This window comes from Klebsiella sp. w6 (assembly GCF_033100215.1).
GTDB classification, from domain to species: Bacteria; Pseudomonadota; Gammaproteobacteria; order Enterobacterales; family Enterobacteriaceae; genus Klebsiella; species Klebsiella variicola.
In genome coordinates, this window is record NZ_CP136907.1 from 119,482 (window position 1) to 141,560 (window position 22,079).

The 22,079-nt window shown below is 57.1% G+C and carries 23 protein-coding genes; 12 read left to right on the forward strand and 11 right to left on the reverse strand.

What is annotated here, in order from left to right:
• Window positions 1-60: 60 nt before the first annotated feature.
• Window positions 61-777, forward strand: a complete 717-nt coding sequence (rph, locus tag R0140_RS00575; protein WP_002922602.1) for a ribonuclease PH — start codon at window positions 61-63, stop codon at window positions 775-777.
• Between the two features lie 111 nt (window positions 778-888).
• Complete coding sequence (gene pyrE, locus R0140_RS00580; RefSeq protein ID WP_008806829.1) at window positions 889-1,530, forward strand: orotate phosphoribosyltransferase; 642 nt, start codon at window positions 889-891, stop codon at window positions 1,528-1,530.
• A gap of 37 nt (window positions 1,531-1,567) precedes the next feature.
• On the opposite strand, the gene R0140_RS00585 is transcribed toward pyrE, so the two are convergent.
• The 4 genes from R0140_RS00585 to coaBC form a co-directional block, all read right to left on the reverse strand.
• Window positions 1,568-2,584, reverse strand: coding sequence for an SMP-30/gluconolactonase/LRE family protein (locus tag R0140_RS00585; RefSeq protein ID WP_038421899.1), 1,017 nt, complete (start codon window positions 2,582-2,584; stop codon window positions 1,568-1,570).
• Between the two features lie 175 nt (window positions 2,585-2,759).
• A complete protein-coding gene (gene slmA / locus R0140_RS00590) occupies window positions 2,760-3,356 on the reverse strand; it encodes a nucleoid occlusion factor SlmA (protein ID WP_008806831.1) in 597 nt (198 codons plus the stop codon).
• 124 nt (window positions 3,357-3,480) lie between these two features.
• Window positions 3,481-3,939 (reverse strand): dUTP diphosphatase, encoded by a 459-nt coding sequence (gene dut, locus R0140_RS00595; protein ID WP_012540306.1) that lies wholly within the window; start codon window positions 3,937-3,939, stop codon window positions 3,481-3,483.
• The gene (gene coaBC / locus R0140_RS00600; RefSeq protein ID WP_032740382.1) at window positions 3,917-5,131 is read right to left on the reverse strand and encodes a bifunctional phosphopantothenoylcysteine decarboxylase/phosphopantothenate--cysteine ligase CoaBC; all 1,215 of its coding nucleotides are present in this window, start codon (window positions 5,129-5,131) and stop codon (window positions 3,917-3,919) included. The genes dut and coaBC overlap by 23 nt, the downstream gene beginning before the upstream one ends.
• A gap of 172 nt (window positions 5,132-5,303) precedes the next feature.
• On the opposite strand from coaBC, the gene radC reads away from it, so the two are divergent.
• From radC to mutM, 8 genes are all read left to right on the forward strand, one after another.
• Window positions 5,304-5,969: a RadC family protein gene (gene radC / locus R0140_RS00605; RefSeq protein ID WP_012540307.1), complete on the forward strand. Its 666-nt coding sequence runs from the start codon at window positions 5,304-5,306 to the stop codon at window positions 5,967-5,969.
• Between the two features lie 216 nt (window positions 5,970-6,185).
• Window positions 6,186-6,422, forward strand: a complete 237-nt coding sequence (gene rpmB, locus R0140_RS00610; RefSeq protein ID WP_002436699.1) for a 50S ribosomal protein L28 — start codon at window positions 6,186-6,188, stop codon at window positions 6,420-6,422.
• 20 nt (window positions 6,423-6,442) lie between these two features.
• The gene (gene rpmG, locus R0140_RS00615) at window positions 6,443-6,610 is read left to right on the forward strand and encodes a 50S ribosomal protein L33 (RefSeq protein ID WP_002922510.1); all 168 of its coding nucleotides are present in this window, start codon (window positions 6,443-6,445) and stop codon (window positions 6,608-6,610) included.
• 206 nt (window positions 6,611-6,816) lie between these two features.
• Window positions 6,817-7,494 (forward strand): vWA domain-containing protein, encoded by a 678-nt coding sequence (locus R0140_RS00620; RefSeq protein WP_032740337.1) that lies wholly within the window; start codon window positions 6,817-6,819, stop codon window positions 7,492-7,494.
• 4 nt (window positions 7,495-7,498) lie between these two features.
• A complete protein-coding gene (locus R0140_RS00625; RefSeq protein WP_317703928.1) occupies window positions 7,499-8,224 on the forward strand; it encodes a PP2C family serine/threonine-protein phosphatase in 726 nt (241 codons plus the stop codon).
• Entirely contained in the window at window positions 8,214-9,587 is a 1,374-nt protein-coding gene (locus tag R0140_RS00630; protein ID WP_032740335.1) for a DNA-binding protein, read from the forward strand. The genes R0140_RS00625 and R0140_RS00630 overlap by 11 nt, the downstream gene beginning before the upstream one ends.
• Window positions 9,588-11,921, forward strand: a complete 2,334-nt coding sequence (locus tag R0140_RS00635; protein WP_032740334.1) for a TonB family protein — start codon at window positions 9,588-9,590, stop codon at window positions 11,919-11,921. It begins immediately after the preceding gene.
• 63 nt (window positions 11,922-11,984) lie between these two features.
• Complete coding sequence (mutM, locus tag R0140_RS00640) at window positions 11,985-12,794, forward strand: bifunctional DNA-formamidopyrimidine glycosylase/DNA-(apurinic or apyrimidinic site) lyase (RefSeq protein WP_008806835.1); 810 nt, start codon at window positions 11,985-11,987, stop codon at window positions 12,792-12,794.
• Between the two features lie 135 nt (window positions 12,795-12,929).
• On the opposite strand, the gene coaD is transcribed toward mutM, so the two are convergent.
• From coaD to rfaQ, 7 genes are all read right to left on the reverse strand, one after another.
• Window positions 12,930-13,409 carry a pantetheine-phosphate adenylyltransferase gene (gene coaD, locus R0140_RS00645; protein WP_008806836.1) on the reverse strand — a complete coding sequence of 160 codons (480 nt, stop codon included), beginning with the start codon at window positions 13,407-13,409 and terminating at the stop codon, window positions 12,930-12,932.
• Between the two features lie 2 nt (window positions 13,410-13,411).
• Window positions 13,412-14,182, reverse strand: coding sequence for a glycosyltransferase family 2 protein (locus R0140_RS00650; protein WP_008806837.1), 771 nt, complete (start codon window positions 14,180-14,182; stop codon window positions 13,412-13,414).
• Window positions 14,182-15,456, reverse strand: coding sequence for a lipid IV(A) 3-deoxy-D-manno-octulosonic acid transferase (gene waaA / locus R0140_RS00655; protein ID WP_008806838.1), 1,275 nt, complete (start codon window positions 15,454-15,456; stop codon window positions 14,182-14,184). The genes R0140_RS00650 and waaA overlap by 1 nt, the downstream gene beginning before the upstream one ends.
• 91 nt (window positions 15,457-15,547) lie before the next feature.
• Window positions 15,548-16,537, reverse strand: coding sequence for a glycosyltransferase (locus R0140_RS00660; RefSeq protein ID WP_008806839.1), 990 nt, complete (start codon window positions 16,535-16,537; stop codon window positions 15,548-15,550).
• A 29-nt stretch (window positions 16,538-16,566) separates the two neighbouring features.
• Window positions 16,567-17,661 carry a glycosyltransferase gene (locus R0140_RS00665; protein WP_032740333.1) on the reverse strand — a complete coding sequence of 365 codons (1,095 nt, stop codon included), beginning with the start codon at window positions 17,659-17,661 and terminating at the stop codon, window positions 16,567-16,569.
• A gap of 2 nt (window positions 17,662-17,663) precedes the next feature.
• Entirely contained in the window at window positions 17,664-18,791 is a 1,128-nt protein-coding gene (locus R0140_RS00670; protein ID WP_317703929.1) for a glycosyltransferase family 4 protein, read from the reverse strand.
• Window positions 18,788-19,864, reverse strand: a complete 1,077-nt coding sequence (rfaQ, locus tag R0140_RS00675; protein ID WP_032740332.1) for a putative lipopolysaccharide heptosyltransferase III — start codon at window positions 19,862-19,864, stop codon at window positions 18,788-18,790. Before rfaQ ends, R0140_RS00670 begins: the two co-directional genes overlap by 4 nt.
• Before the next feature lie 111 nt (window positions 19,865-19,975).
• On the opposite strand from rfaQ, the gene R0140_RS00680 reads away from it, so the two are divergent.
• Complete coding sequence (locus R0140_RS00680) at window positions 19,976-20,938, forward strand: polysaccharide deacetylase family protein (protein ID WP_008806843.1); 963 nt, start codon at window positions 19,976-19,978, stop codon at window positions 20,936-20,938.
• An 18-nt stretch (window positions 20,939-20,956) separates the two neighbouring features.
• The gene (locus R0140_RS00685; RefSeq protein ID WP_032740330.1) at window positions 20,957-22,036 is read left to right on the forward strand and encodes a glycosyltransferase family 9 protein; all 1,080 of its coding nucleotides are present in this window, start codon (window positions 20,957-20,959) and stop codon (window positions 22,034-22,036) included.
• Window positions 22,037-22,079: the final 43 nt, after the last annotated feature.

Genomic DNA, 22,079 nt, shown 5'->3' on the forward strand with positions numbered 1-22,079 from the left:
TTTTCGCCATGAAATTCGTATAATGCGCCCCACATTCGTTTCAAGCCGGAGATTTCTATCATGCGTCCAGCAGGCCGTAGCGCTAATCAGGTGCGTCCCGTCACCCTGACCCGTAATTACACAAAACACGCTGAAGGCTCCGTGCTGGTCGAATTCGGTGATACCAAAGTGTTGTGCACCGCTTCCATTGACGAAGGCGTTCCGCGTTTCCTGAAAGGACAGGGGCAGGGCTGGATCACCGCTGAATATGGCATGCTGCCGCGCTCAACGCACACGCGTAACGCGCGTGAAGCAGCAAAAGGCAAGCAGGGCGGCCGGACGATGGAAATTCAGCGTCTGATCGCTCGCGCGCTGCGCGCGGCGGTTGACCTGAAAGCGCTGGGTGAATTCACCATCACACTCGACTGCGATGTGCTGCAGGCCGATGGCGGCACCCGTACGGCGTCGATTACCGGGGCCTGCGTGGCGCTGGCCGATGCGCTGAACAAACTGGTGGCAGCCGGCAAGCTGAAAACCAACCCAATGAAGGGGATGGTTGCCGCGGTGTCCGTTGGTATCGTTAACGGCGAAGCCATTTGCGATCTGGAGTACATCGAAGATTCCGCAGCGGAAACCGACATGAACGTGGTGATGACCGAAGATGGCCGCATTATTGAGGTGCAGGGGACGGCAGAAGGCGAGCCGTTCACCCATGAAGAGCTCCTCACTCTCCTGGCGTTAGCCCGAGGGGGGATCGAATCCATTATCACGACGCAGAAGGCGGCGTTAGAAAATTAATGATTAAGGCGACTGAGAAGTCGCCTTTTTTTTGCGCTTCATCCTTCATTACACCTGCGAAGGATGAGCGCGTAGTCTGACAATGATGAAAGTACCAAAAGGAGCGAATCCATGAAGCCGTATCAGCGCCAGTTTATTGAGTTTGCGCTTAGCAAGCAGGTTCTTAAGTTTGGCGAGTTCACGCTGAAATCCGGGCGCAAGAGCCCCTATTTCTTCAACGCCGGCCTGTTTAACACCGGGCGCGATCTGGCACTGCTGGGCCGTTTTTATGCCGAGGCGCTGGTGGATTCCGGGATTGAGTTCGACCTGCTGTTTGGCCCGGCCTATAAAGGTATTCCGATCGCCACCACCACCGCGGTGGCGTTAGCCGAACATCATGACCGCGATCTGCCTTACTGCTTTAACCGCAAAGAGGCAAAAACCCACGGCGAAGGCGGCAACCTGGTCGGTAGCCCGCTGCAGGGGCGTGTGATGCTGGTGGATGACGTGATCACCGCCGGTACGGCGATCCGCGAATCCATGGAGATTATCCAGGCCCAGGGCGCCCAGCTGGCGGGCGTACTGATCTCCCTGGATCGTCAGGAGCGCGGCCGCGGCGAGATTTCAGCTATTCAGGAAGTGGAGCGGGATTACGGCTGCCAGGTTATCTCAATCATCACTCTGAAAGAGCTGATTGCTTATCTGGAAGAGAAACCCGAGATGGCGGAATATCTGGCGTCAGTTCGTGCCTATCGTGAAGCCTACGGCATCTGATGATGCATCCGGCAGCCTCGGCTGCCGGATATTTCCTCTATACCAGCTTAGCGCCCTGCGCATTGACGTACAGCGAATAGATTGACGTACTGGACGCCATAAACAGCCGATTGCGCTGTTCGCCGCCAAAACACAAGTTCGCGCAGCGCTCCGGCAGTTGAATGGTGCCGATATGCTTACCCTGAGGGTTAAAGATCCGCACGCCGTCGAGTTCTTCGTTTCCGCTTCCCCATCCGCACCACAGATTGCCGTCTGTGTCGCAGGCGATCCCATCGGCGGTACCGTTGCCACAGTCGAGATACACCCGTTTATTTTTCAGCGTATTGCCTTCCACGTCCCACGCCAGAATTAAGCGGTTCGGTGTCGCCCGGCTTTCCACCACGTACAGGGTCTTTTCGTCCGGCGAGAAACACAAACCATTTGGCCCTTTTATGTCGCCCAATACCACGCTTAGTTTGCGGCTTTCCGGCTCCAGGCAATAGACGTTTTGCGGCAATTCTGGCGTTGCTTTGTGGCCTTCGTAAAAGCCGCTGATGCCAAATGGCGGGTCGGTAAACCAGATGGTACCGTCTGACTTCACAACGATATCGTTTGGGGAATTGAGGCGCTTACCTTGGTAGCTATCGGCCAGTACGGTGACAGATCCATCGTATTCGGTACGCGTAATGCGGCGGGTGTCGTGCTCGCAACTGATTAAGCGCCCCTGTCTGTCGCGGGCGTGGCCATTGCTATAATTGGCCGGGTAGCGAAAGACGCTGGTTTCTCCACTGATTTCATCCCAGCGCATGATGGCGTTATTCGGAATGTCGCTCCACAGCAGCATTCGCATGTCGCCGAACCAGACCGGGCCTTCCGCCCAACGGAAGCCGCTGGCGATGCGTTCAACCTTTGCGCTGGCAAGCATATAGCGACGAAAGCTGTCATCGACGGCCACGATGCGTGGGTCAGGATAGCGTTCAGAAGGGGCCCATGCTGCGAAGCTTTTTTGACTGACTAGTAGCGATGCGGTTGCCAACCCGCCTATCTTCAATAAATCCCGCCGTGACGTCGCCATCAAATCTCTCCTTGTCGGGTGGTGTTGGGGGAGGGTGAAACGATCAGCAAGCTGGATAGTAGGAAAGGAAAGCGGAAACGCGCATTGGGCAATTCAACCAATGGCCCTGGGATTTGCAACAAACTTACGCAGATTGCGAGGAGAATCATGCAGCCTGGCGGCTGCATGTGAGGATTTACTGCAGCTGTGCGGCGACCAGCGGCCAGCGGGCCTCGAAATCATCCGTCGGACGATATTTGAACTCGCTGCGCACAAAGCGCGACAGCATACCCTCGCAGAAGGCCAGCAGCTGGCTGGCCAGCAGGGTTTCGTCGAGGGTGTAGCCTTCGCCTTCACGCATTTTTTTCTCGCGCATCACCTGACGCAGCTGCACTTCGATGCGCTCAAAAAGCTGGTTGATGCGGCCCTGTAGCCGGTCCTGTTCGAACATTAGCGCGTGCCCGGTGAGGATACGCGTCAGCCCAGGATTACGCTCGCCAAACCCAAGAATCAACAGAACGATCAGGCGCAGGCGCGCGGTCGTGTCCTTTTCATCTTTCAAAATCAAATTGATGCGCGTAATCAGACTGTCTTCAATGAACTCGATCAGGCTGTCAAACATGCGGGTTTTGCTGGGAAAATGGCGATACAGCGCGGCTTCGGAGACGCCGACGGAAGCCGCCAGTTTCGCGGTGGTAATACGTTGACTACCATCGCTGGATTCCAGCATGAGCGCCAGAGATTGAAGTATTTCTTCGCGACGATTCCGTTTCGCAGTTTGCTTTTCTGCCATGTTTTAAAATACCCCTGAAAATAAGCACTTGTCAGGCAGACATCCACAACGCGACCGCAAACCGGAGTTTGCGGTGATGTTATTGCGTTATGCGCGTTGGGATGCAGGTTCCGTGTTGCTGGGCTTATTTACGCCCTGAGTGACCGAAGCCGCCTTCGCCGCGGTCGGTGGCGTCAAACTCTTCCACCAGGTTAAATTCCGCCTGCACGACCGGCACAAAGACCATCTGCGCGATACGTTCGCCCGGCTCGATAATAAAGCTCTGCTGACCGCGGTTCCAGACGGACACCATCAGTTGCCCCTGGTAATCGGAGTCGATGAGGCCCACCAGATTGCCCAGTACTACGCCATGCTTATGGCCCAGGCCGGAGCGTGGCAGAATTACCGCCGCCAGAGAGGGATCGGCGATATGAATCGCAAGGCCCGTCGGCAACAGCGTGGTTGCACCCGGCGCCAGCTCTACGGCGTCGTCGAGACAGGCTCGCAGGTCAAGTCCGGCGGAGCCGGAGGTGGCATAGGTCGGCAGCGGAAATTGCTGGCCGACACGCGGGTCCAGAATCTTAACGTCGATTTTTTTCATCATAACGGGTCACGATCTCGTCGAGTAATAATTGGCCCAGGAGTTCCTTGCGCTCAAGTGGTAAGCGCTTTTCCCCATCCTGCCAGAAAAGGTGTAATGCGTTGTTATCGCTATTAAAGCCCTGATCAGGCTGAGAAACATCGTTAGCGCAAATCAGGTCGAGGTTTTTGCGGGCACGTTTTTGCCGCGCATATTCTTCCACATTATTCGTTTCGGCGGCAAACCCAACGACGTAAGGGCGATGGGCTTTTAGCGCCGCAACCCCGGCCACGATATCCGGGTTTTTAATCATTTTTATTGTTAATTCATCACCTTGTTTTTTAATTTTATCTTCGGCGATGACGGCGGCGCGGTAATCCGCCACTGCGGCGCAGCCAATAAAAATATGCTGCTGCTGAGCGCCGGCCTGGACGGCGGCTTCCATTTCCAGTGCGGTAGTGACATCAATGCGCTGCACAAACGGCGGTGTCGGTAGTGATACCGGGCCGCTGACCAGGGTCACGTTCGCGCCCCGCTGCGCGGCGGCGGCGGCAATCGCGAAGCCCATTTTGCCTGAGCTGTGGTTGCTGATGTAACGCACCGGATCCAACGGCTCACGGGTCGGGCCCGCGGTAATCATGAGGTTGAGATGTTGCAAATCTTTGACAGGGGAGGCGAAATGCTGCGCGGCCATCTCCACGATGGTTAACGGATCGAGCATTCTCCCCGGGCCGACGTCGCCGCAGGCCTGGCTGCCGCTGTCCGGTCCCCACAGCAGCAGGCCGCGGGAAGCCAGCGTCCGCAGATTCTGCTGGGTGGCCTGCGCGCGATACATCTGCTGGTTCATGGCGGGCACCACGGCAACCGGGGAAGGGGTGGCAAGACAGATCGTCGACACCAGGTCGTTGGCCATGCCGGCCGCCACGCGGGCGATTAAATCAGCGGTTGCCGGGGCGAGGATCACCAGGTCGGCCCATTTCCCGAGCTCAATATGGCCCATAGCCGCTTCCGCCGCCGGATCGAGCAGGCTGTCGGAAACCGGATAGCCGGATACCGCCTGCAGGCTGAGTGGGGTGATGAACGCTTTTGCCGCCTCCGTCATCGCGACACGCACCTCCGCGCCGCGTTCGCGCAGTCGGCGCACCAGTTCCGGGGTTTTATACGCCGCGATACCGCCGCTGACGCCCAGGACGATTTTTTTACCCGCCAGAGTCATCATGATGTCTTCCTGTTGCCGTAGACCAGAATCCGCGCATCTTATCACAATCCTGTCGTCGTCGTGCCTCTGGTGGGCATTCACTTTGCGAGCGGCTACGCAGGGTGAAAAGCAGTGGGTCGGCAGCGCCGTCAGGCTGTGCCAGGATAGGCAAATTCACCCAGGAGGGCGCATGGACGAAACGGAAAATCTGATGCCACGAGAAAAGATGTTGCAGTACGGCATCGAAGCGCTAACGGATGTTGAGCTGCTGGCGCTGTTTCTGCGCGTCGGCACGCGTCGTCAGGATGTGCTCAGCTATGCGCAGGCGTTACTGCAGCGTTTTGGCTCGCTCTACGCTCTGCTTTCCGCGGATAAAGCGCAGTTGATTGCCGTGGATGGACTGGGGCTGGCGAAATATGCGCAACTGAAGGGTATTGCCGAGCTGGCGCGACGCTATTTTAGCTCACAGTTGGTCGAGGAGGCTGCGCTGGTCAGTCCCTCGACGACGCGGGAATTTTTACAAAGCCAGCTTACGGAAGAAGAGCGCGAGATCTTTATGGTGATCTTTTTAGATAATCAGAATCGGGTGTTGAAACATAGTCGCCTTTTTTCTGGTACTCTTAGCCACGTTGAGGTGCATCCGCGAGAAATTGTACGCGAAGCCATCAAAGTGAACGCTGCCGCCGTGATCCTTGCGCATAATCATCCCTCCGGTAGTCCGGAGCCGAGCCAGGCAGACAGGCTGATTACCGAAAGGGTGGTAAAATGTTGTCGATTCATGGAGATACGCGTGCTTGACCATCTGGTTATCGGCCGCGGTGCGTATGTATCTTTTGCCGAGCGTGGCTGGATTTAGCCCCGAACTGGCGATCCTTCGGGATCTTTGTCTGTTCGGGACTTGAGCACATCGCCGAGTCAGCGTATACTACGCCACCTTTGAGAATCTCGGGTTTGGCATTTGGGCCTGGCAGTCGAGAGTTCACATTGAACTGCGATGACCAGGCTGTAAAGCCTGACGAGGCGCCAATACCCCATACGAAGCTCGAGCTAATTTGATTTTTGGAGAATAGACATGTCCCGAGTCTGCCAAGTTACTGGCAAGCGTCCGGTGACCGGTAACAACCGTTCCCACGCACTGAACGCGACTAAACGCCGTTTCCTGCCGAACCTGCACTCTCACCGTTTCTGGGTTGAGAGCGAGAAGCGTTTTGTCACCCTGCGCGTATCTGCTAAAGGTATGCGTGTAATCGATAAGAAAGGCATCGATACAGTTCTGTCTGAACTGCGTGCCCGTGGCGAAAAGTACTAAGTACTTAGAGGAAATAAATCATGGCTAAAGGTATTCGTGAGAAAATCAAGCTGGTTTCTTCCGCTGGTACTGGTCACTTCTATACCACCACGAAGAACAAGCGTACCAAACCGGAAAAAATGGAACTGAAAAAGTACGATCCGGTTGTACGTCAGCACGTTATCTACAAAGAAGCTAAAATCAAATAATTTTCGCTTTCTTGTAATGAAAACCCCGCCCCGGCGGGGTTTTTTATTGCCATTATTCAGGCAAAACACCTTCAAAACTTATCATATATCCCTCTTTTAATTATTTACTACAAATCAATTAACATAATGAATATAAAGGTTTTTCTTGTCTTGCTTGTATAGTCTGTCTATTCTTCCGGTACAGAAAACCAGCGACAGGGATTGTTATGGCCTCTTTTATTCCAGATGTTTCATTTATCGATAACAGCGAACAGCGCACACCGTTAATTTTGGTCCTCGATTGCTCAGGCAGCATGCAGGGCCAGCCAATCGCCCAACTGAATCAGGGATTAAAGCTGCTGGAAGAGGAACTTAAGCAGGATGTCATCGCCGCTAAGCGCGTTCGCCTGCTGGTGATCAAATACGGCGGCTATGATGAATGCGAGCTGTATGGCGACTGGTGTGATGCGATGGACTTCATTGCCCCCGAGCTTGAGGCCAGTGGCCTGACGCCCACCGGGCAGGCCGTTAGCCTGGCGCTGGGCGAAATTGAAGCGGAAAAACAGCGCCTGAAAGCGGCTGGCGTCCCCTATACCCGGCCATGGTTGTTTTTAATGTCGGATGGCGAGCCCACCGACAACTGGCAGGCGGCAGCGCAGGCGTGCCGTGATGCGCAGGCGGCAAATAAAGTCGCTGTGTTTCCGATTAGCGTAGGACACGAAGCAACTGAGTCGATGGGGCAGTTCAGCCGTAGCGGCATTAACGGCGTGAAGCAGCTGAAGGGATTGCAGTTCCGCGAGCTATTCCTCTGGCTCAGCGCCAGTATGCAGGTGGTGTCGCAGTCGACACCGGGCGGTAAAGCACAGCTACCGCCGACGGATAGCTGGTCCGAAATTTCGGTCTGACACCATGAACTGGCGCGTATACGCAGCGTCGGTCATGGGTAGCAGCCACCGACAAAATCAACTTCCCTGCCAGGATGCCTTTTGCTATCGCCATCTGGGCGATCGGCTTGTCGCCGTCGTATGCGATGGGGCGGGCTCTGCCGCGTATAGCGAGCAGGGCGCAGCGTTGGTCGCGCATGCGCTGGCCGATCGCCTGGCGACATTCATCACGGCGCCGGATGAAAATCAGCTGGCGACGCTGCTCGGTAGTGTGCGCGAGACCGTGCTGCTACAGGCGCAGGAGCGGGAAATTTCCGCGGGCGATTTTGCCTGTACCGTTCTGGCTGCCTGGCTGGGAGAGACCGCCTCTGTGATAGTGCATATTGGCGATGGCGCTGCGGCGTTAAGCCTGGATGCCGAACAGCACTTCTCCCTGCCTGAAAACGGCGAATACGCTAACCAGACCTGGTTCCTGACCAGCGACGACTGGCGGGAGCATTTACATATCAGCCAGTTTTCTGGCAGAGCCACGAGACTGGTGATGATGACTGACGGCGTGCAGCCGTTCGCACTCAATCGGCGTGGGGATGCGCTGTTCTCTCCGTTTATCGATCCGGTTTTGCGTTATGTGCAGCTGGTTTCAGAGGCTGAAGGAAGCGAAGCGCTGCGCGCCACGCTGGACGACCCGCGCACCTGGGCGATAACCGGTGATGACAAGACACTTCTGGTAGCCCTGCGTCATGAAGCATAAAAAGCTGCCAGCCTGCTATGACGGACAGCGCCGCACGGTACGTCTGGGGAAACTGATCAAGAGCGGCGGCGCGGGGAGTGTTTATTTCCTGGCGGATGACCCTTCCCGCGTTGCTAAACTTTACCATCCGCAGACCGATACCGCTTACTACCAACGCAAGCTCAGCGCCATGCTGGCGCAGCGGCCTGAGATCCCCGCCCCTGCGGAAGGTGAGTCGATTGTCCAGCTGGCATGGCCCGACTATTTGCTCTACGACGAGCGCAAGCGCGTAGTGGGCTTTGTCATACCGGTTCTCGACACCCAGCGCACCATTGAGCTGGAGTATATTTTACAGGCGCGGCAGGCGAAGGCGCACCATCTGCCGGAAGGCATCGGTGCGAAAGTGAGCCTGGCTTGTAACCTTGCTACCCTGGTCTCTACGCTGCATGCGCGACAGCACCGGGTTATCGACATGAAGCCAGTCAACCTGCGGTTCTATCGCGACAGCCTTTATATCGCGCTGCTGGACTGCGATGGCTTTAGCATTCAGGGCGAGGGAGAGCGTTTCCCTGCAGGGCAGTTCACGCCGGATTATCTGGCGCCGGAGTTTCAGCGTATTGGGCAGGTGCCCGGTGAGCAGGAAGAAGCGCAGGATCGTTTCTCGCTGGCGGTGATTATTTTCCAACTGCTCAACCATGGTATTCATCCCTACAGCGGTCGCTCGCAAATGGCGAAGGTACCGGATGATTTACCTGGTCGTATCGCCGCTCGTTGTTACGCCTACGGTATCAATGCCGCAAAAAGTAGTGTTCCGGTGCCGGGCAGTACCCACCATTTGCTGCCGGTTGAGCTGCGTAAGCTATTCGATCGCGCATTTAGCGATTCGCCCGCCCGACGACCTTCCGCCGATGAATGGGCGCAGGTGCTGCGTCCTTATGCGCTACGTAGCACGCAAAAAATTATTCTTTGTCATCAAAAACACCAGCATTTTGCCGGGATGCCGTGCCTGGTCTGCGCGCGGAAAAAACAGGTTGTTGCGGGAATAAAGCAGGCAAAGCAGCGTAAGCAAGCGGAAACCGTGCGCCCGCGAGTCGCACCGGTAATGCAGCAGCCTCGCAGGGCGCCAGCCGCCGCCGTACCTCGTCAACCTACCGGGCCGGGGCCGTTAACCCTGCTGTGGCGCAGTATTCGCAGCAACGTTCCTTCATTTGCCTGGCATGGCGCGCTGGCGCTGATGAGTACGCTGATTATGGGGGGGCTGGCGCGCAGTTTTGCCCGGCTCAACGGCTCTGGTCCAGCATGGTTCGATATTGCGGCGTTACTGATTATTTTTATCTGGGTGGCGGCGCTGATACTCCGGTCCATTATTCGGAGTCAGCCATAAATGACGCTGAAATTAAGATATCTCATTCTCTTTTTCGCGTTATTGATGGCTTTTGTGGCGCCGGAACTCGTCTCCTTGCTGTGGTCCGCGCCATTTCGCTTAATGGATAAGCTGCCGTTGTTACCTGCCGCGCTCAATGATCCCCAGCGTTTATATCTCTATGGCCTGTGGCTGGGGGGAACGATCTATTTTTCCGCTCTGATGTGGGTGGCGGTTACCCGACACAATAAAGGCTATCTGATTGTTGCTGTGGCGCAGATTGTTTTTGTCATCGGCATTACCTTATGCAAGGTGCCTTTTGGCGAACAAAACCAGCGGCGCTGGCAGAGTATGAATCAGCTGGAAACGCCCGCCTGGAGCGATTTTCTCTATGACCGCCATGCTCGTTTTATTCAGATAGCGCTGCGTGGGGGGCCGTTGAATCAGCACAAGATCACCGAGCAATTTCTCGCGCAGAAAAAACCGCTGGCGGCGCTGCCGCTTGGCTGGAATGACGAAGATGCCGCCGCCGCGGATGCGCTCTGGCAGCAGGCGCTGGGCTATCGTGAACGGGAAGCGAAAGCATTACCCAAAATGATGGACTATCTGGCCTGGATGCCGGACCGGGGCGATCTGACGCTGGCCACGGCCATCCTGACGCTGGCGAGCGAGGCGGATAAAGCGCAGGCGGAAACGGCGTTTCGCCGGGCCATCGCCATTGCGCCGGAAAACCCGGATGCCTGGCTGGGCTGGGCAGTCGCGCTGATCCAGGCCCGCGATGATGAGCGGGTGCGAAAATCGCAGTTTCAGCCGTTCACAAAGAGCATTACGACCGGATTGTTAATGGCGGAGGGTCTGAAGGAGAGCCCGCGGCAGCCTGCGCTACAGCAGCGGCTGGCAGCATACATCGCGCAAATGCAGGTGGAAGATCGGCAAATCCTGCTCATTTTGCAGGCGCGGATGCAGACGCGCTCCTGCGACTTGCCGTTGGATAAGTATGCAACAGAACAGGGTGAAGCGAGCAAGGTGCTGCCTTTGGCAAAATCAATCGTGTTTAAAACTGCTCCCGTGCGTAGCGTCAGCCCGATTAACGAACGCTTTCCTGGCCACGTCAGCATTGATACGGAGCGCTATGGCATCAGGAAAGAGAGTTTGCAGGCGATGCTGTATCCGGCGATACATAAATATATCAAGTCAGCGACGACCATACTCTCGCTGGATACCGACGCCAGCGGCGAGCTGTTAAACGTGGTCGTTGAATGCAGCAGTGGCGTTCCCGAGTTCGACCAGGCGGCGCTGCACTATGCACAGGAGTGGCGTTTTGGTTCTCACCGGCAGGGAAAACGCGTGTTGATGCCAGTGAACTTTATCAGCGATCGCGTACCGCCGGAAGAATACTATGGGGAGATGGAGGCGCGGGCGATGCGCATCTCCCGGCTGGCCGCTCGCCATAATAAAACGGGGATGGAAAGCGCCAGGAATGAAATGATGGCGCGATTTACGCGAATGCAAGCGCTGTTTCCGCAACAGAGACTGAGCGCAGAAGAGGCGCATCAGTTACAGCTTATCTACCTCAAAAAACGCGATAAAACGCCCAAAGGCAGAATGGAAAGCTTTACTGAAATGACGGAGGCGATGGAAGCCCTGGTGGAGACGCACCCGTACTACGCGCCGCTACTCAAAGATCTGGCGTTCAGAAAAAGTTACGCTTCCTTTGAGGAGAAGCGGGCAGCATGGTCGCAGCTGCTGGCGCTGGCGCCAGAGGATCCGCAGGTGTGGATGGCCTGGGGGAGCGTGTGGGCCGAGCGCGATCCAGAGCTGTATATGGGCGCGATGATCGCTTCCATGCTGCTACAGCCGCTTACCGAGGATACCGAGCAGAAAATAGCGAATATCAAAACGAAGCTACTGATGCGGGTTGGCATGGGGCCACGTAAGGCGATTCTTTCGGCAAAGGTCTACGCCGACTATGGCGATATCCTTGGGGAAAGAGCTAAAGGGGAAGATACGGCGAAGGCCGCGGCGATCTTACCCGCCAGTAAAAAACTGGATCGTCAGGAAACCGTCACTCCCCTGGATCCAGCGCCGCGCATGACGGTTGATATCGATCGGGATGAGGTGTTGAACGCCGCTCTCTTCAACGTGGAGTGGAAGGCGCCGCAGAGGCCGGACGAACGGCGGGCGAAACTGACCGTTGATATCGATGATACTGGTATGCCGACGCTGGTTCTCATCAGCAAAAGCAGCGAAGTGGAACAGTATGATGCGCAGGCGGTCAATATGCTGTGGCGCTGGAACTTTAAACCGCAGCCTGATGGCAGGCGGATGACCGTTGGCGTGAATTTTCTCCACTAATCGCGTCGTTGCCTCCTGAACGAGGTAAAATAGTGACGCCTGCCTATGTAGATGAGGAAAATCATGCCTGAATTACCAGAGGTTGAAACCAGCCGCCGCGGCATCGAGCCGCACCTGGTTGGCGCAACTATTCTGCACGCCATTGTGCGCAATGGACGGCTGCGCTGGCCGGTTTCCGAAGAGATTTATCGCCTGAGCGACGTTCCGGTACTCAGCGTGCGGCGTCGTGCCAAATACCTGCTTCTGGAACTGCCGGACGGCTGGATCATCGTCCATCTCGGGATGTCGGGAAGCCTGCGTATCCTGAGCGAAGAGCTACCGGCCGAAAAACACGATCACGTTGACCTGGTCATGAGTAATGGCAAGGTGCTGCGCTATACCGATCCGCGCCGCTTTGGCGCCTGGCTGTGGACCAAAACGCTGGAAGACCATCCGGTACTGGCCCACCTTGGCCCGGAGCCGCTCAGCGATGAATTTAACGCCGACTATCTTCAGCAGAAATGCGCGAAGAAAAAAACTGCGATCAAACCCTGGCTGATGGATAACAAGCTGGTGGTAGGGGTCGGCAATATCTACGCCAGCGAGTCGCTGTTCTCGGCCGGGATCCATCCCGACAGGTTGGCTTCTTCACTGTCGCGGGAAGAGTGTGAGCAGCTGGTGAAAGTGATTAAGCTGGTCCTGCTGCGTTCGATAGAGCAGGGCGGCACCACGCTGAAGGATTTCCTGCAAAGCGATGGCAAGCCGGGCTATTTTGCCCAGGAGCTGCAGGTCTATGGCCGCAAGGGCGAACCGTGCCGGATCTGCGGCACGCCGGTTGTCGGGACCAAACATGCCCAGCGGGCGACCTTTTATTGCCGTCAGTGCCAGAAGTAGTTCTCAGGAACAGGAACGTTTGTAGGCCAGGTCAGCGTAGCGCCACCTGGCACAAAGACCGGGACAGAGCCGGTGTGGATGGGCGGCGCAGTGCAGCGCCAGCCTGCGTGGCTCATGCCCCAGCAGATAGATGCGTTACTTCAGCTTATTCAACAGCGCCTGGTGGACGTTAGCTGGCAGGAAATGAGAAACGTCGCCCTGGTGACGCGCCACTTCCTTCACCAGTGAGGAAGAGATAAATGACCACTCTTTGCACGGCATCAGGAACACGCTCTCAAGGGTGGGCATCAGGTGGCGGTTCATGTGGGCCAGCTGCATCTCATACTCGAAATCCGCCACCGCCCGCAGGCCGCGAATTAAAATATTGGCCTGCTGCGCGCGGGCGAAACTGGCCATCAGGTCGCTAAAGCCGATAACCTCCACGTTAACCAGATGCGCTGTTGCCTGAGTGGCCAGCGCGATACGCTCGTCGAGGGTAAACATCGGCTTTTTGCTCGGGCTCGCGGCGATAGCCAGCACCACTTTATCGAACATGCTCGCCGCGCGGGTGACAATGTCGATATGACCGTTGGTGATGGGATCAAAGGTACCCGGATAGATCGCTTTTGTGCTCATGATTACCCTTTCTCCGAGTAGCCGTGGCTCAGCGCCCACAGCTCGGTATATTTCGTAAACGTATACTGCGCGTTGACCATCGCCAGTAACCAGCCCTGCTTACCGTCCAGCACCCCACCGCGCAGCAGCAGCGTTTTCAGGAACGCGCCCAGGGTATGGCTGAAAATGCCCGCCATCGAGGTCTTCTTGCCCTTGCGGTGGCGCTCAAGCGCCCACGCTGCAGCATACGCCAGCTGTTTTTGCTGGAAGCCAGCGAAGTCGCGGCAGGTCAGATGCAGGAGATCGCCGGTTAGCGGAATGACCTCAGCGCCCAGGCTATCCAGCGATTCATGGACCAGATTATCGTTATAGCGGTAACGGGCGCGTTCGTACAGGCGCAGCACGCGATCGGGATACCAACCGCTGTGGCGCATAAAGCGTCCGAGAAAGTAGTTGCGACGAGCGATGCTGTAGATGGCGCCGCGCTGCGGCGCTGCCAGCACCTTAAGAATAGCCTGCCTGAGTTCTGGCGTGACGCGCTCATCGGTATCGATCATCAACACCCAGTCGCCGGTGGCATAGTCCTGCGCGCGCTGGCGCTGAATGCCATAGCCTCGCCAGTCGGTATGGGTATAGACCTGGGCGCCGAGGCGGCGGGCCAGCTCGACGGTGTTGTCGGTACTGCCAGAGTCGAGGACGATGATTTCATCTGCCCAGCTAACGGAGTCCAGACAATCCGGCAGCAGGTCCGCTGCATCTTTGGCGATCATCACCACGGAAAGCCGGTTCGACATTAATGACTCCGTTGCGGCATGTAAGGTTGCAGTAACTTGAGCAGACGCGACAGCGCGCCCTGGTTCTGGTGCAGCACTTCCACCGCGTGACGGCCATACCACAGGCGGTAGTCTTCATCGGTCAGGAGCGTGGACACTTCCCTGACCAGCGAGTCGGCGTCGGTGACCGTGATCAGGCCATCATCCTGCTGCAGCTTGGCGCAGATATCTTTGAAGTTGAAGGTATGCGGCCCCATCAGCACCGGAATGGCATGCGCCGCCGGCTCGAGCGGGTTATGGCCGCCGCGCTCCACCAGGCTGCCGCCAACGAAGGCGAGGTCGGCAATGCCGTAGAGCAGCATCAGTTCACCCATGGTATCGCCAATCACCACCTGGGTACTGGAGGAGGGGATCTCGCCGGTGCTGCGCAGAGTAAAGCTCATTCCGGCCTTTTGCACCATCTCACGCGCGTCGGGGAAGCGCTCCGGATGCCGGGGAACGAGGATCAGCAGCAGGTTCGGGAAGGTCTCCAGCAGTTTTTTATGCGCCTGCAGGATGATTTGTTCTTCGCCGTCGTGAGTGCTGGTGGCAATCCAGACCTTGCGGTGTGGCGCCCATTGGCGGCGCAACGTAATCGCGCGGGCCGCCAGCTCCGGGGTGACGGAGATATCGAATTTCAGACTTCCGGTGACCGCCAGCTGGTTGCGCTTCAGTCCGAGAGCAAGGAAGCGGTTGCCATCCTCTTCATTCTGCGCGGCGATAAGCGTAATACGGCTTAACAGGCGGCGCATAAAACCGCCCAGTTTGGCATAGCCTTTGGCGGAACGTTCAGAAAGGCGGGCGTTGGCGATCACCAGTGGGATCTTACGCTTATGCAGCGCGGCCACCATATTCGGCCATAGCTCGGTTTCCATCACGATAACCAGCTTCGGCTGAACGGTATTCAGGAAGCGGTTCATGGCGCCGGGCAGATCGTAGGGCAGATAGACGTGATGGACATCTTTGCCGAACGCCGACATGGCGCGCTCGGAGCCGGTCGGCGTCATGGTGGTGACGGTGATCGGCATCGAAGGGTAGCGGTGGCGCAGAGCGCGAACCAGCGGAATGGCGGCCAGGGTTTCTCCGACGGAAACGGAGTGCAGCAGAATGCCATCCGGCTCTACCTTGTTCTGACAGAAGCCATAGCGTTCCGCCCAGCGTTTACGATAGGCAGGAGCCTTACGACTGCGCAGCAGCAGCCGCAGCCACACCAGCGGCTGAATAAGGTAAAGTAGGGTGGTATAAAGCAATTCCAAACTATTTATCCGTTCTCTGTTTTGGCGGGCAAATTCTAAGCATTTAGCCCGCGTAAAGCTATCTCTTTGGCGGAAACAGCGGGTTTTTGGTCTATACCGCGTGGCGATAACGCTTAATACGCAGATAACGGCGTCCCAGGCGCCAGCGTAAACGGAAAGTACAGGCGTTTTTCCAGATTAACCGCCAGATACCGCGGTCGAAGAATTCTTTAATAATAACATGCTTTTTCGACTCATCTTTCATGCTGTCGAAGGTGTGGATGATCCCCAGGCCTTCTTTGGCGATCTGCCAGCGACAGGCGGCGATATGGCGCACTTTATCCGGGTAGCGCTGGTTGATCGCCTCCAGCATCTCCAGAATCTTCATATAGTGGCGCGCCGAACGCATCAGCGTGTCGTCGTTGTCCGGCTTATGCGACACCGACTCAGAGTGGATGTAGTAATCATAGAACTGCTGGCTGGTGTACTGCACGCGCTCCGCGGCCAGCAGCGCCTCTGTCGTCCACGGGATATCCTGATGGCGCAGGCCGGGCTCGAAATGGAAGTGGTGCTGGCGGATAAAGTCGTGGCGATAGATGTTGAGCCAGGTGACGTGTAGAAACTTCCGCGAGTCCAGGGCCTGCTTGAGCCAGACATGACCCGGCAGCACGCCGGTCGAGGGCAGGCGATCCAGCGGGAAGATCGGGTGGCTCTCGCGGCGCTTTTCATACACGTAGGTGCCGTTGCAGGTCGCGATATCGAGATGTTCTTTCTCGGCCATCTCCAGCAGCGTGCGATACATGCCCGGATAGAGTTTGTCGTCGATATCCGGAAACGCCAGATATTTGCCGCTGGCGGCGGCGAGGCCGGTATTGCGCGCGACCGAGACGCCCTGGTTTTCCTGCTCCAGTACCTGGACGTTCTGCAGCCGATCCCGCCATTCGGCGATCACCGCCAGGCTGTTGTCTGTCGAACCATCGTTCACCAGGATCAGTTCATAGCTTTCCAGCTGCTGCTGTTCAAGGCACTCAAAGAACTGCGCAAGAAATTTCTCACCGTTGTAGACGGCAGCCACGATGCTCAATAAAGGCGTTTGACTCATAAATCTTCGATCCTGGTTAACTAACGGCGTCAGGTGCGCTGCAGCTGACGGTACTGCTGACAAATGGACACGACGCTGAATTTTTCCAGCGCGGCGTCGTCGATAGTCGGCGGGTTATGGTAAATGCTTTGCATCGTCTGAGCCAGCGCCGGACTGGTCAGATCCGCCAGACCGCGGGCAAGTTCGCCGGTGAGGATCTCGGTGACGCCGCCGGGGCAGCGGGTGCTGGCAACCGGCGTATGCAACAGCAGCGCTTCCACCACCACATTGCCGAATCCTTCGCTATCGGAGCTTAAAACCAGCATCCGTGCGCCTTTGATCCACGGTAAGGGGTTTTTCTGAAAACCCTTGAACCACACCCGATCGTCAACCTGCAGCGTTTTGGCCAGCTGGCGCAGGCGCTGCTCTTGCTCCGGTTTTCCCTGGCCTAACAGCACCAGCGGCGCGTCAATGCCGCTTTGTGCATAGGCTTCGAGCAGGCGGTCGTGGCGTTTGCCCGGATGGAAGCGGCCGACGTGAATCAGATAGTCACCGGCCGGTCGCTCACTGTCGGCTTCCGCCTCGGCGCGCAGAGTGGCGATATCGAAGGGGTTGTAGATAGTTTTCAGCTGTGCCGGACGCAGGGCGAAGGCTTCCACCAGATCGCGTCCCACGGCGTCGGAAACCGCCACCACGTTGCGACCCTGGTAAATTCGCTTAATTTTCTGCTGCTTCATCCAGCGGTCAAAGCCGGTGCGGTGCCCGAGATAGGAGGCAGAGAATACGCCGTGCAGGCAGAACCAGACGTTACGCTCGCGCAGCGACCGGCTGCGGGCGACGATGCGGTCGGTTTTGTGCAGGTTGGAAAGCACGAGGTCAAATTGCCCCTGCTGTTCGGCCCGGATGACCGCGGCGTCCAGCTGGCGGGCGCGGCGGGACAGCTCGGTCAGCTTGCGCCACGGTTTACGGCAGCGATCGGCCACCACCTGATAGTCGAGACCCTCGGGCAACGGATACTCGCAGACATCGCGCAGCGAAATGAGCGACACCCGATCGCCGTCGCGCAGGAACTGTGCTGCCAGGGTCAGGACCACTTTTTCCGCGCCGCCGCCGGGTAAACCGTCAATCACAAATAAGATGCGCATCGTTATTTCACCAGATCCTGATAAAGAGAAAGCAGCTGGGTTGAGAGTCGCTCGCTGGTGCAGGCCATGATGCGCTCGCGGGCGCGACCGCCTTGCGCGGAGCCCAGCGCGCGGGCAGGCAGGGCCATCACCGCCTGCTGCAGCGCCGGGATATCCAGGGCGTCGCAGACGTAACCGTTGTGGCCGTCGACGATAAACTCCGCCCCGCCGCAGCCGGTGGTGGTGATCACCGGCAGACCGCAGGCCATCGCTTCGAGAATGACGTTGGGGAACGGATCGTAGAGGGTGGGCAGCAGCAGACCATCGGCCATCTGATAGAAGGGCAGCGTCTCCGACTGCATGCCGAAGAAGCGCACCCGCGCTTCGCAGCCGAGACTCTTCGCCAGCGCCTGATAGCGCGGCTGATCCTTATCTTTGCCAACCACCAGCAGATAGCGATCGGTGGGGGCGATGGCGCGGATTGCCGCCGCCAGTCCCTTGCGCTCAAAGCCGGAGCCGACGTAGATCAGGCAGGTCGCCTGCAGCGGTAGCTGCCATTTGGCGCGTAAGGCGGCAAAGGTGTCTTCGTCCGGCGGCAGGAAGCGCTGGTTATCAATGGCGTTATAAATAACGTGGATCTTCTCCGCCGGCAGGCCAAAGTCTTCGATAATTTCGCGCTTGATCATCTCGGCGTTGCAGATCACCCCGCGCAGGTGTGAGTCTTCATACATCTCGCGCTCCGCCTGCATGACGTAGCGATGATAACGGTCGGCGAACAGCAGGCGGCTTTTCCAGGCCGGTAAAATGCGCGAGCGTTGCTGCAGCCAGCGGCGATGAACGCCATCGCCAGCGCGGTAGAGATCGCAGCCGGGAATACGTTCATGGCTCTGCACCAGGTCGAAAGACTCGCGCTGCCAGAGCGCGCGCGCGGCGTTGGCAAAGCCGCGCTCGCGGCTGATGCGCCCCCATTTGCGCGGATTACAGATATGGATCTGCCAGTCCGGTTTCACCGGCCCCTGCCATTCGCGGGTGATGACGTTCAGCTGCAGATGACTGCTGTCGAGGGCTTCCAGCGCGCGGGAGACAAACCGTTCTGCGCCGCCGTCCGGGCGGTACATCTGCCGCACCAGAGCCAGCCTGAATTTACTCATGCCAGTACCTTTTTCGCCGCCGCGATCACGGCGTCGGTAGGAATTAAATCGAGATAACGTTCTTCGGTGTTGGTGTTGATGTCATCCGGGTCGGGTAGCGGACCGAAGTCGCCGGCCCAGATCACCTCGCCTTTCGCCTGCCACGGACGCCAGAAAGTTAGCTTCGAGGGGCCGAACAGGGCGACCAGCGGAGTGCCGAGCGCCGCAGCCATATGCATCGGCACCGAGTCGACGCCGATAAACAGGCGGGCGTGATCGATCACCGCCGCCAGCTGGCGCAGCGTTAACTGGCCGGCTAAAGAGTGCAGACGCGCCTGCGGGCAACCGGCGATGATGGTGTCCACCATCTTCTTCTCTCGATCGTCGGGGCCGGAGGTGAGCACCACCGCGTACCCCTCGGCAGACAGCACGTTGATCAGCGCACTCATACGATCTTCGCGCCAGCATTTAAAGAACCAGCGCGACGTTGGCTGGATGACGATGTAGTTTTCCCGGAACTCCTCCGGCAGCAGGGCGTGGCTGGTGGCCCAGTCTGCTTCGCTGTAGCCCATCCGCGCCGGCGCGTCGTTCAACGGGAGACCGAGCGGAGCGAGAATAGAGAGATTCTGCTGTACCGTATGCAGCTGGTTGTGCTGTTGGGTGGAGGCCAGCGCGGTGTGGCAATAGCGCCAGACCGGGTGGCGGCGCTTCGGAAAATCAAAACCAATCCGCGTCGCGGCGCCGGTCAGTTTGCTGATAATCGCGCTCGGCCACTGGTCAGCAAGGTTAAGCACCATGTCGTATCGCTGCTGACGCAGCGTCTGAATGAGCTGCCATTGCATCTTCAACTGATGCCTTTTTCCCTGCTTTTTCCAGCGGCGATCGAGACCATAAATATGATGGATATAGGGGTTGGCGGCGAGCATATCCCGGGTCTCTTCATACAGCAGCACATCCACGCTGGCGGCGGGATACTGCTGTTTCAGCGCGTGAATAAGCGGCGTGATCAGCAGCATGTCGCCATGATGGCGCAGCTTAATGACCAGGATCCGCGCCGGGTTCAACGGGCCGCGGGAGAGGGTTTCAGGCGTCATACTCTGTTCTTCATCCAGGATAAGGGTTCCGATTCTAGGGGATCAGACAGATTGAGAGAAGCGTTGTATTGCTCTACCATGACCCGATACGTATGGCCTGAGGACGTTTTCGTGCACAATCCCGCATTTCTCATCACGATTGATACAGAGGGCGATAACCTCTGGCAAAAACATGACAGCATCACCACCGAGAATGCGCGTTATCTCCCGCGTTTTCAGCAGCTTTGCGAAAAGTATGGCTTTAAACCGGTCTATTTGACCAACTATGAAATGGCCATCGACCCCTTTTATATCGAATTCGCCAGAGACGTGATTGCCCGCGGCACCGCGGAAGTCGGCATGCATCTGCATGCGTGGAACAGCCCGCCGACCGAGCCGCTGACCGCCGATGACTGGCGGCATAAGCCTTATCTCATTGAATACAGCGATGCCATGATGCGTGAGAAGGTCGACTATATGACGCATCTGCTGGAGGATACTTTCCAGACTAAAATGGTCAGCCATCGCGCCGGGCGCTGGGCCTTTGACGAACGCTATGCGCGTCTGCTGGTGGAGCACGGTTATCAGGTGGATTGCTCGGTGACCCCGCGGGTGAACTGGAAGACCGCCAAGGGAGCGCCGCAGGGCGATGGCGGGACCGATTATCGCCGCTTCCCGCAGCATGCCTATTTTCTCGATGAAAATGATATCAGCCGCGAAGGCCACTCTCCGCTGCTGGAAGTGCCGATGAGCATTCAGTACAAGCACTCAGCGTGGATGAACAGCCTGAAGCAGGGCTACGATCGCCTGCGGGGTAAAGTGCGTTCCCCCTCCGTACACTGGCTGCGTCCGATGGGCGGCAACGTGGAGACGATGAAAAAAGTCGTCGAACAAACGTTGACGCAGGGCAATGACTACGTGGAATATATGCTCCACTCTTCAGAGTATATGCCCGGCGGCAGCCCCACGTTCCAGAATGAACGGGATATTGAGCGTTTATACGCTGACCTTGAAGCCTTTTTTAGCTGGCTGGCGCCGCAGGTGAAGGGCATGACGTTGGCAGAATATTACCAGCGGAAAATCACACAGCGCTAACACAGCTCAAGGTACCGTATGCGTATCCTTAAACAATTAACGCGGAAAAAGAATGCTTTTTTCCGCGGCATTAAATTTAATTTAATTAACTATCGATACAGAAATAAGCCGGCGCGTAAAGCCTTCGACCCAGCGGCTGTCCACCGCGTACTGCTATTGCGCCTGGACGATAAAGTCGGGGATATGGTGGTCACGACCGGCTGCGCCAGAATACTGGCCGAACGGGGATATCAGGTTTCGGTGTTAACCGGACCAATATGCTGCGAAATATTAGCAGGCTCAGAATTCATTCAGCAAGTATATTTATATCGGCCGCGCATGTCCTTAAATACGTTGCGGGCGGTAGGTTTTGATGCAGTTATCGATTTTGATGACGTCACCAGCTATGAACGCTTTAAATTACTCGCCGATTTACGGGCGGCCAGCGTGATTGGTTTTAATAAAGATCAATATAAACTTTACGATCATTCGATCGCTTTTTTTGACAGCAACAGCCATATTTCCCAGCGCTATAAACAGGTGGTGAAACTGTTTGGCATCGTTGACGACCACCCGTATCACTATCATCTCCCCGGCTGCCGCCATGAGCGGGAGAAAGTGGCTCGCTTGCTTTCCCAGGCCGGAGAGGTCGAACTGCGTATCGCCATTAACCCTTTTACCGCGTCTGAGGATAAAGACTTCTGTCGTCACCAGGTGGCGACCCTGGTCGAGCGGTTACGCGCCCTACCTTACCGGGTCTGTATCGTGATGGTGGGGCGTAGTGAGAAAATCCGCCAGCTGGGGCTGGATATGGCGCTGTATATCGCCGACAGTACCATCAACTCCGCCGTCGAAGTGATCCGCAGCTGTGATTTAGTCATTACGCCAGACACCTCGATCGTGCATATCGCCCGGGCCTTCGATAAACCGATGGTGGCGGTCTATAACAAGCGCAAACTCAAGGATACCGGGCTGCCCGGCTATCACATCTGGGCGCCGGGCTATGACAAGGCGAAACAGATCGTCTGTGAAGAAGCGAATGTCGCCGATGTGGCGATTGAGTCAGTGTGGCCCGTGATTAAAGAGCAGGCCGACCGGCTGGTCGCCGCCCGCAGTTGATTTAAAAGTGAATATAAAAAAGGGCCGCTGACGGCCCTTTTTG

Coding starts and splice junctions, on each gene's coding strand:
- rph (WP_002922602.1), top strand. CDS start 61: ATGCGTCCAGCAGGCCGTAGCGCTAATCAGGTGCGTCCCGTCACCCTG.
- rfaQ (WP_032740332.1), bottom strand. CDS start 19,864: ATGACGCCTGAAACCCTCTCCCGCGGCCCGTTGAACCCGGCGCGGATC.
- coaBC (WP_032740382.1), bottom strand. CDS start 5,131: ATGACTCTGGCGGGTAAAAAAATCGTCCTGGGCGTCAGCGGCGGTATC.
- rpmB (WP_002436699.1), top strand. CDS start 6,186: ATGTCCCGAGTCTGCCAAGTTACTGGCAAGCGTCCGGTGACCGGTAAC.
- pyrE (WP_008806829.1), top strand. CDS start 889: ATGAAGCCGTATCAGCGCCAGTTTATTGAGTTTGCGCTTAGCAAGCAG.
- radC (WP_012540307.1), top strand. CDS start 5,304: ATGGACGAAACGGAAAATCTGATGCCACGAGAAAAGATGTTGCAGTAC.
- slmA (WP_008806831.1), bottom strand. CDS start 3,356: ATGGCAGAAAAGCAAACTGCGAAACGGAATCGTCGCGAAGAAATACTT.
- rpmG (WP_002922510.1), top strand. CDS start 6,443: ATGGCTAAAGGTATTCGTGAGAAAATCAAGCTGGTTTCTTCCGCTGGT.
- R0140_RS00630 (WP_032740335.1), top strand. CDS start 8,214: ATGAAGCATAAAAAGCTGCCAGCCTGCTATGACGGACAGCGCCGCACG.
- R0140_RS00665 (WP_032740333.1), bottom strand. CDS start 17,661: ATGCGCATCTTATTTGTGATTGACGGTTTACCCGGCGGCGGCGCGGAA.
- R0140_RS00650 (WP_008806837.1), bottom strand. CDS start 14,182: ATGTCGAACCGGCTTTCCGTGGTGATGATCGCCAAAGATGCAGCGGAC.
- R0140_RS00685 (WP_032740330.1), top strand. CDS start 20,957: ATGCGTATCCTTAAACAATTAACGCGGAAAAAGAATGCTTTTTTCCGC.
- R0140_RS00585 (WP_038421899.1), bottom strand. CDS start 2,584: ATGGCGACGTCACGGCGGGATTTATTGAAGATAGGCGGGTTGGCAACC.
- R0140_RS00620 (WP_032740337.1), top strand. CDS start 6,817: ATGGCCTCTTTTATTCCAGATGTTTCATTTATCGATAACAGCGAACAG.
- R0140_RS00635 (WP_032740334.1), top strand. CDS start 9,588: ATGACGCTGAAATTAAGATATCTCATTCTCTTTTTCGCGTTATTGATG.
- R0140_RS00660 (WP_008806839.1), bottom strand. CDS start 16,537: ATGAGTCAAACGCCTTTATTGAGCATCGTGGCTGCCGTCTACAACGGT.
- R0140_RS00670 (WP_317703929.1), bottom strand. CDS start 18,791: ATGAGTAAATTCAGGCTGGCTCTGGTGCGGCAGATGTACCGCCCGGAC.
- coaD (WP_008806836.1), bottom strand. CDS start 13,409: ATGAGCACAAAAGCGATCTATCCGGGTACCTTTGATCCCATCACCAAC.
- dut (WP_012540306.1), bottom strand. CDS start 3,939: ATGATGAAAAAAATCGACGTTAAGATTCTGGACCCGCGTGTCGGCCAG.
- mutM (WP_008806835.1), top strand. CDS start 11,985: ATGCCTGAATTACCAGAGGTTGAAACCAGCCGCCGCGGCATCGAGCCG.
- R0140_RS00625 (WP_317703928.1), top strand. CDS start 7,499: ATGAACTGGCGCGTATACGCAGCGTCGGTCATGGGTAGCAGCCACCGA.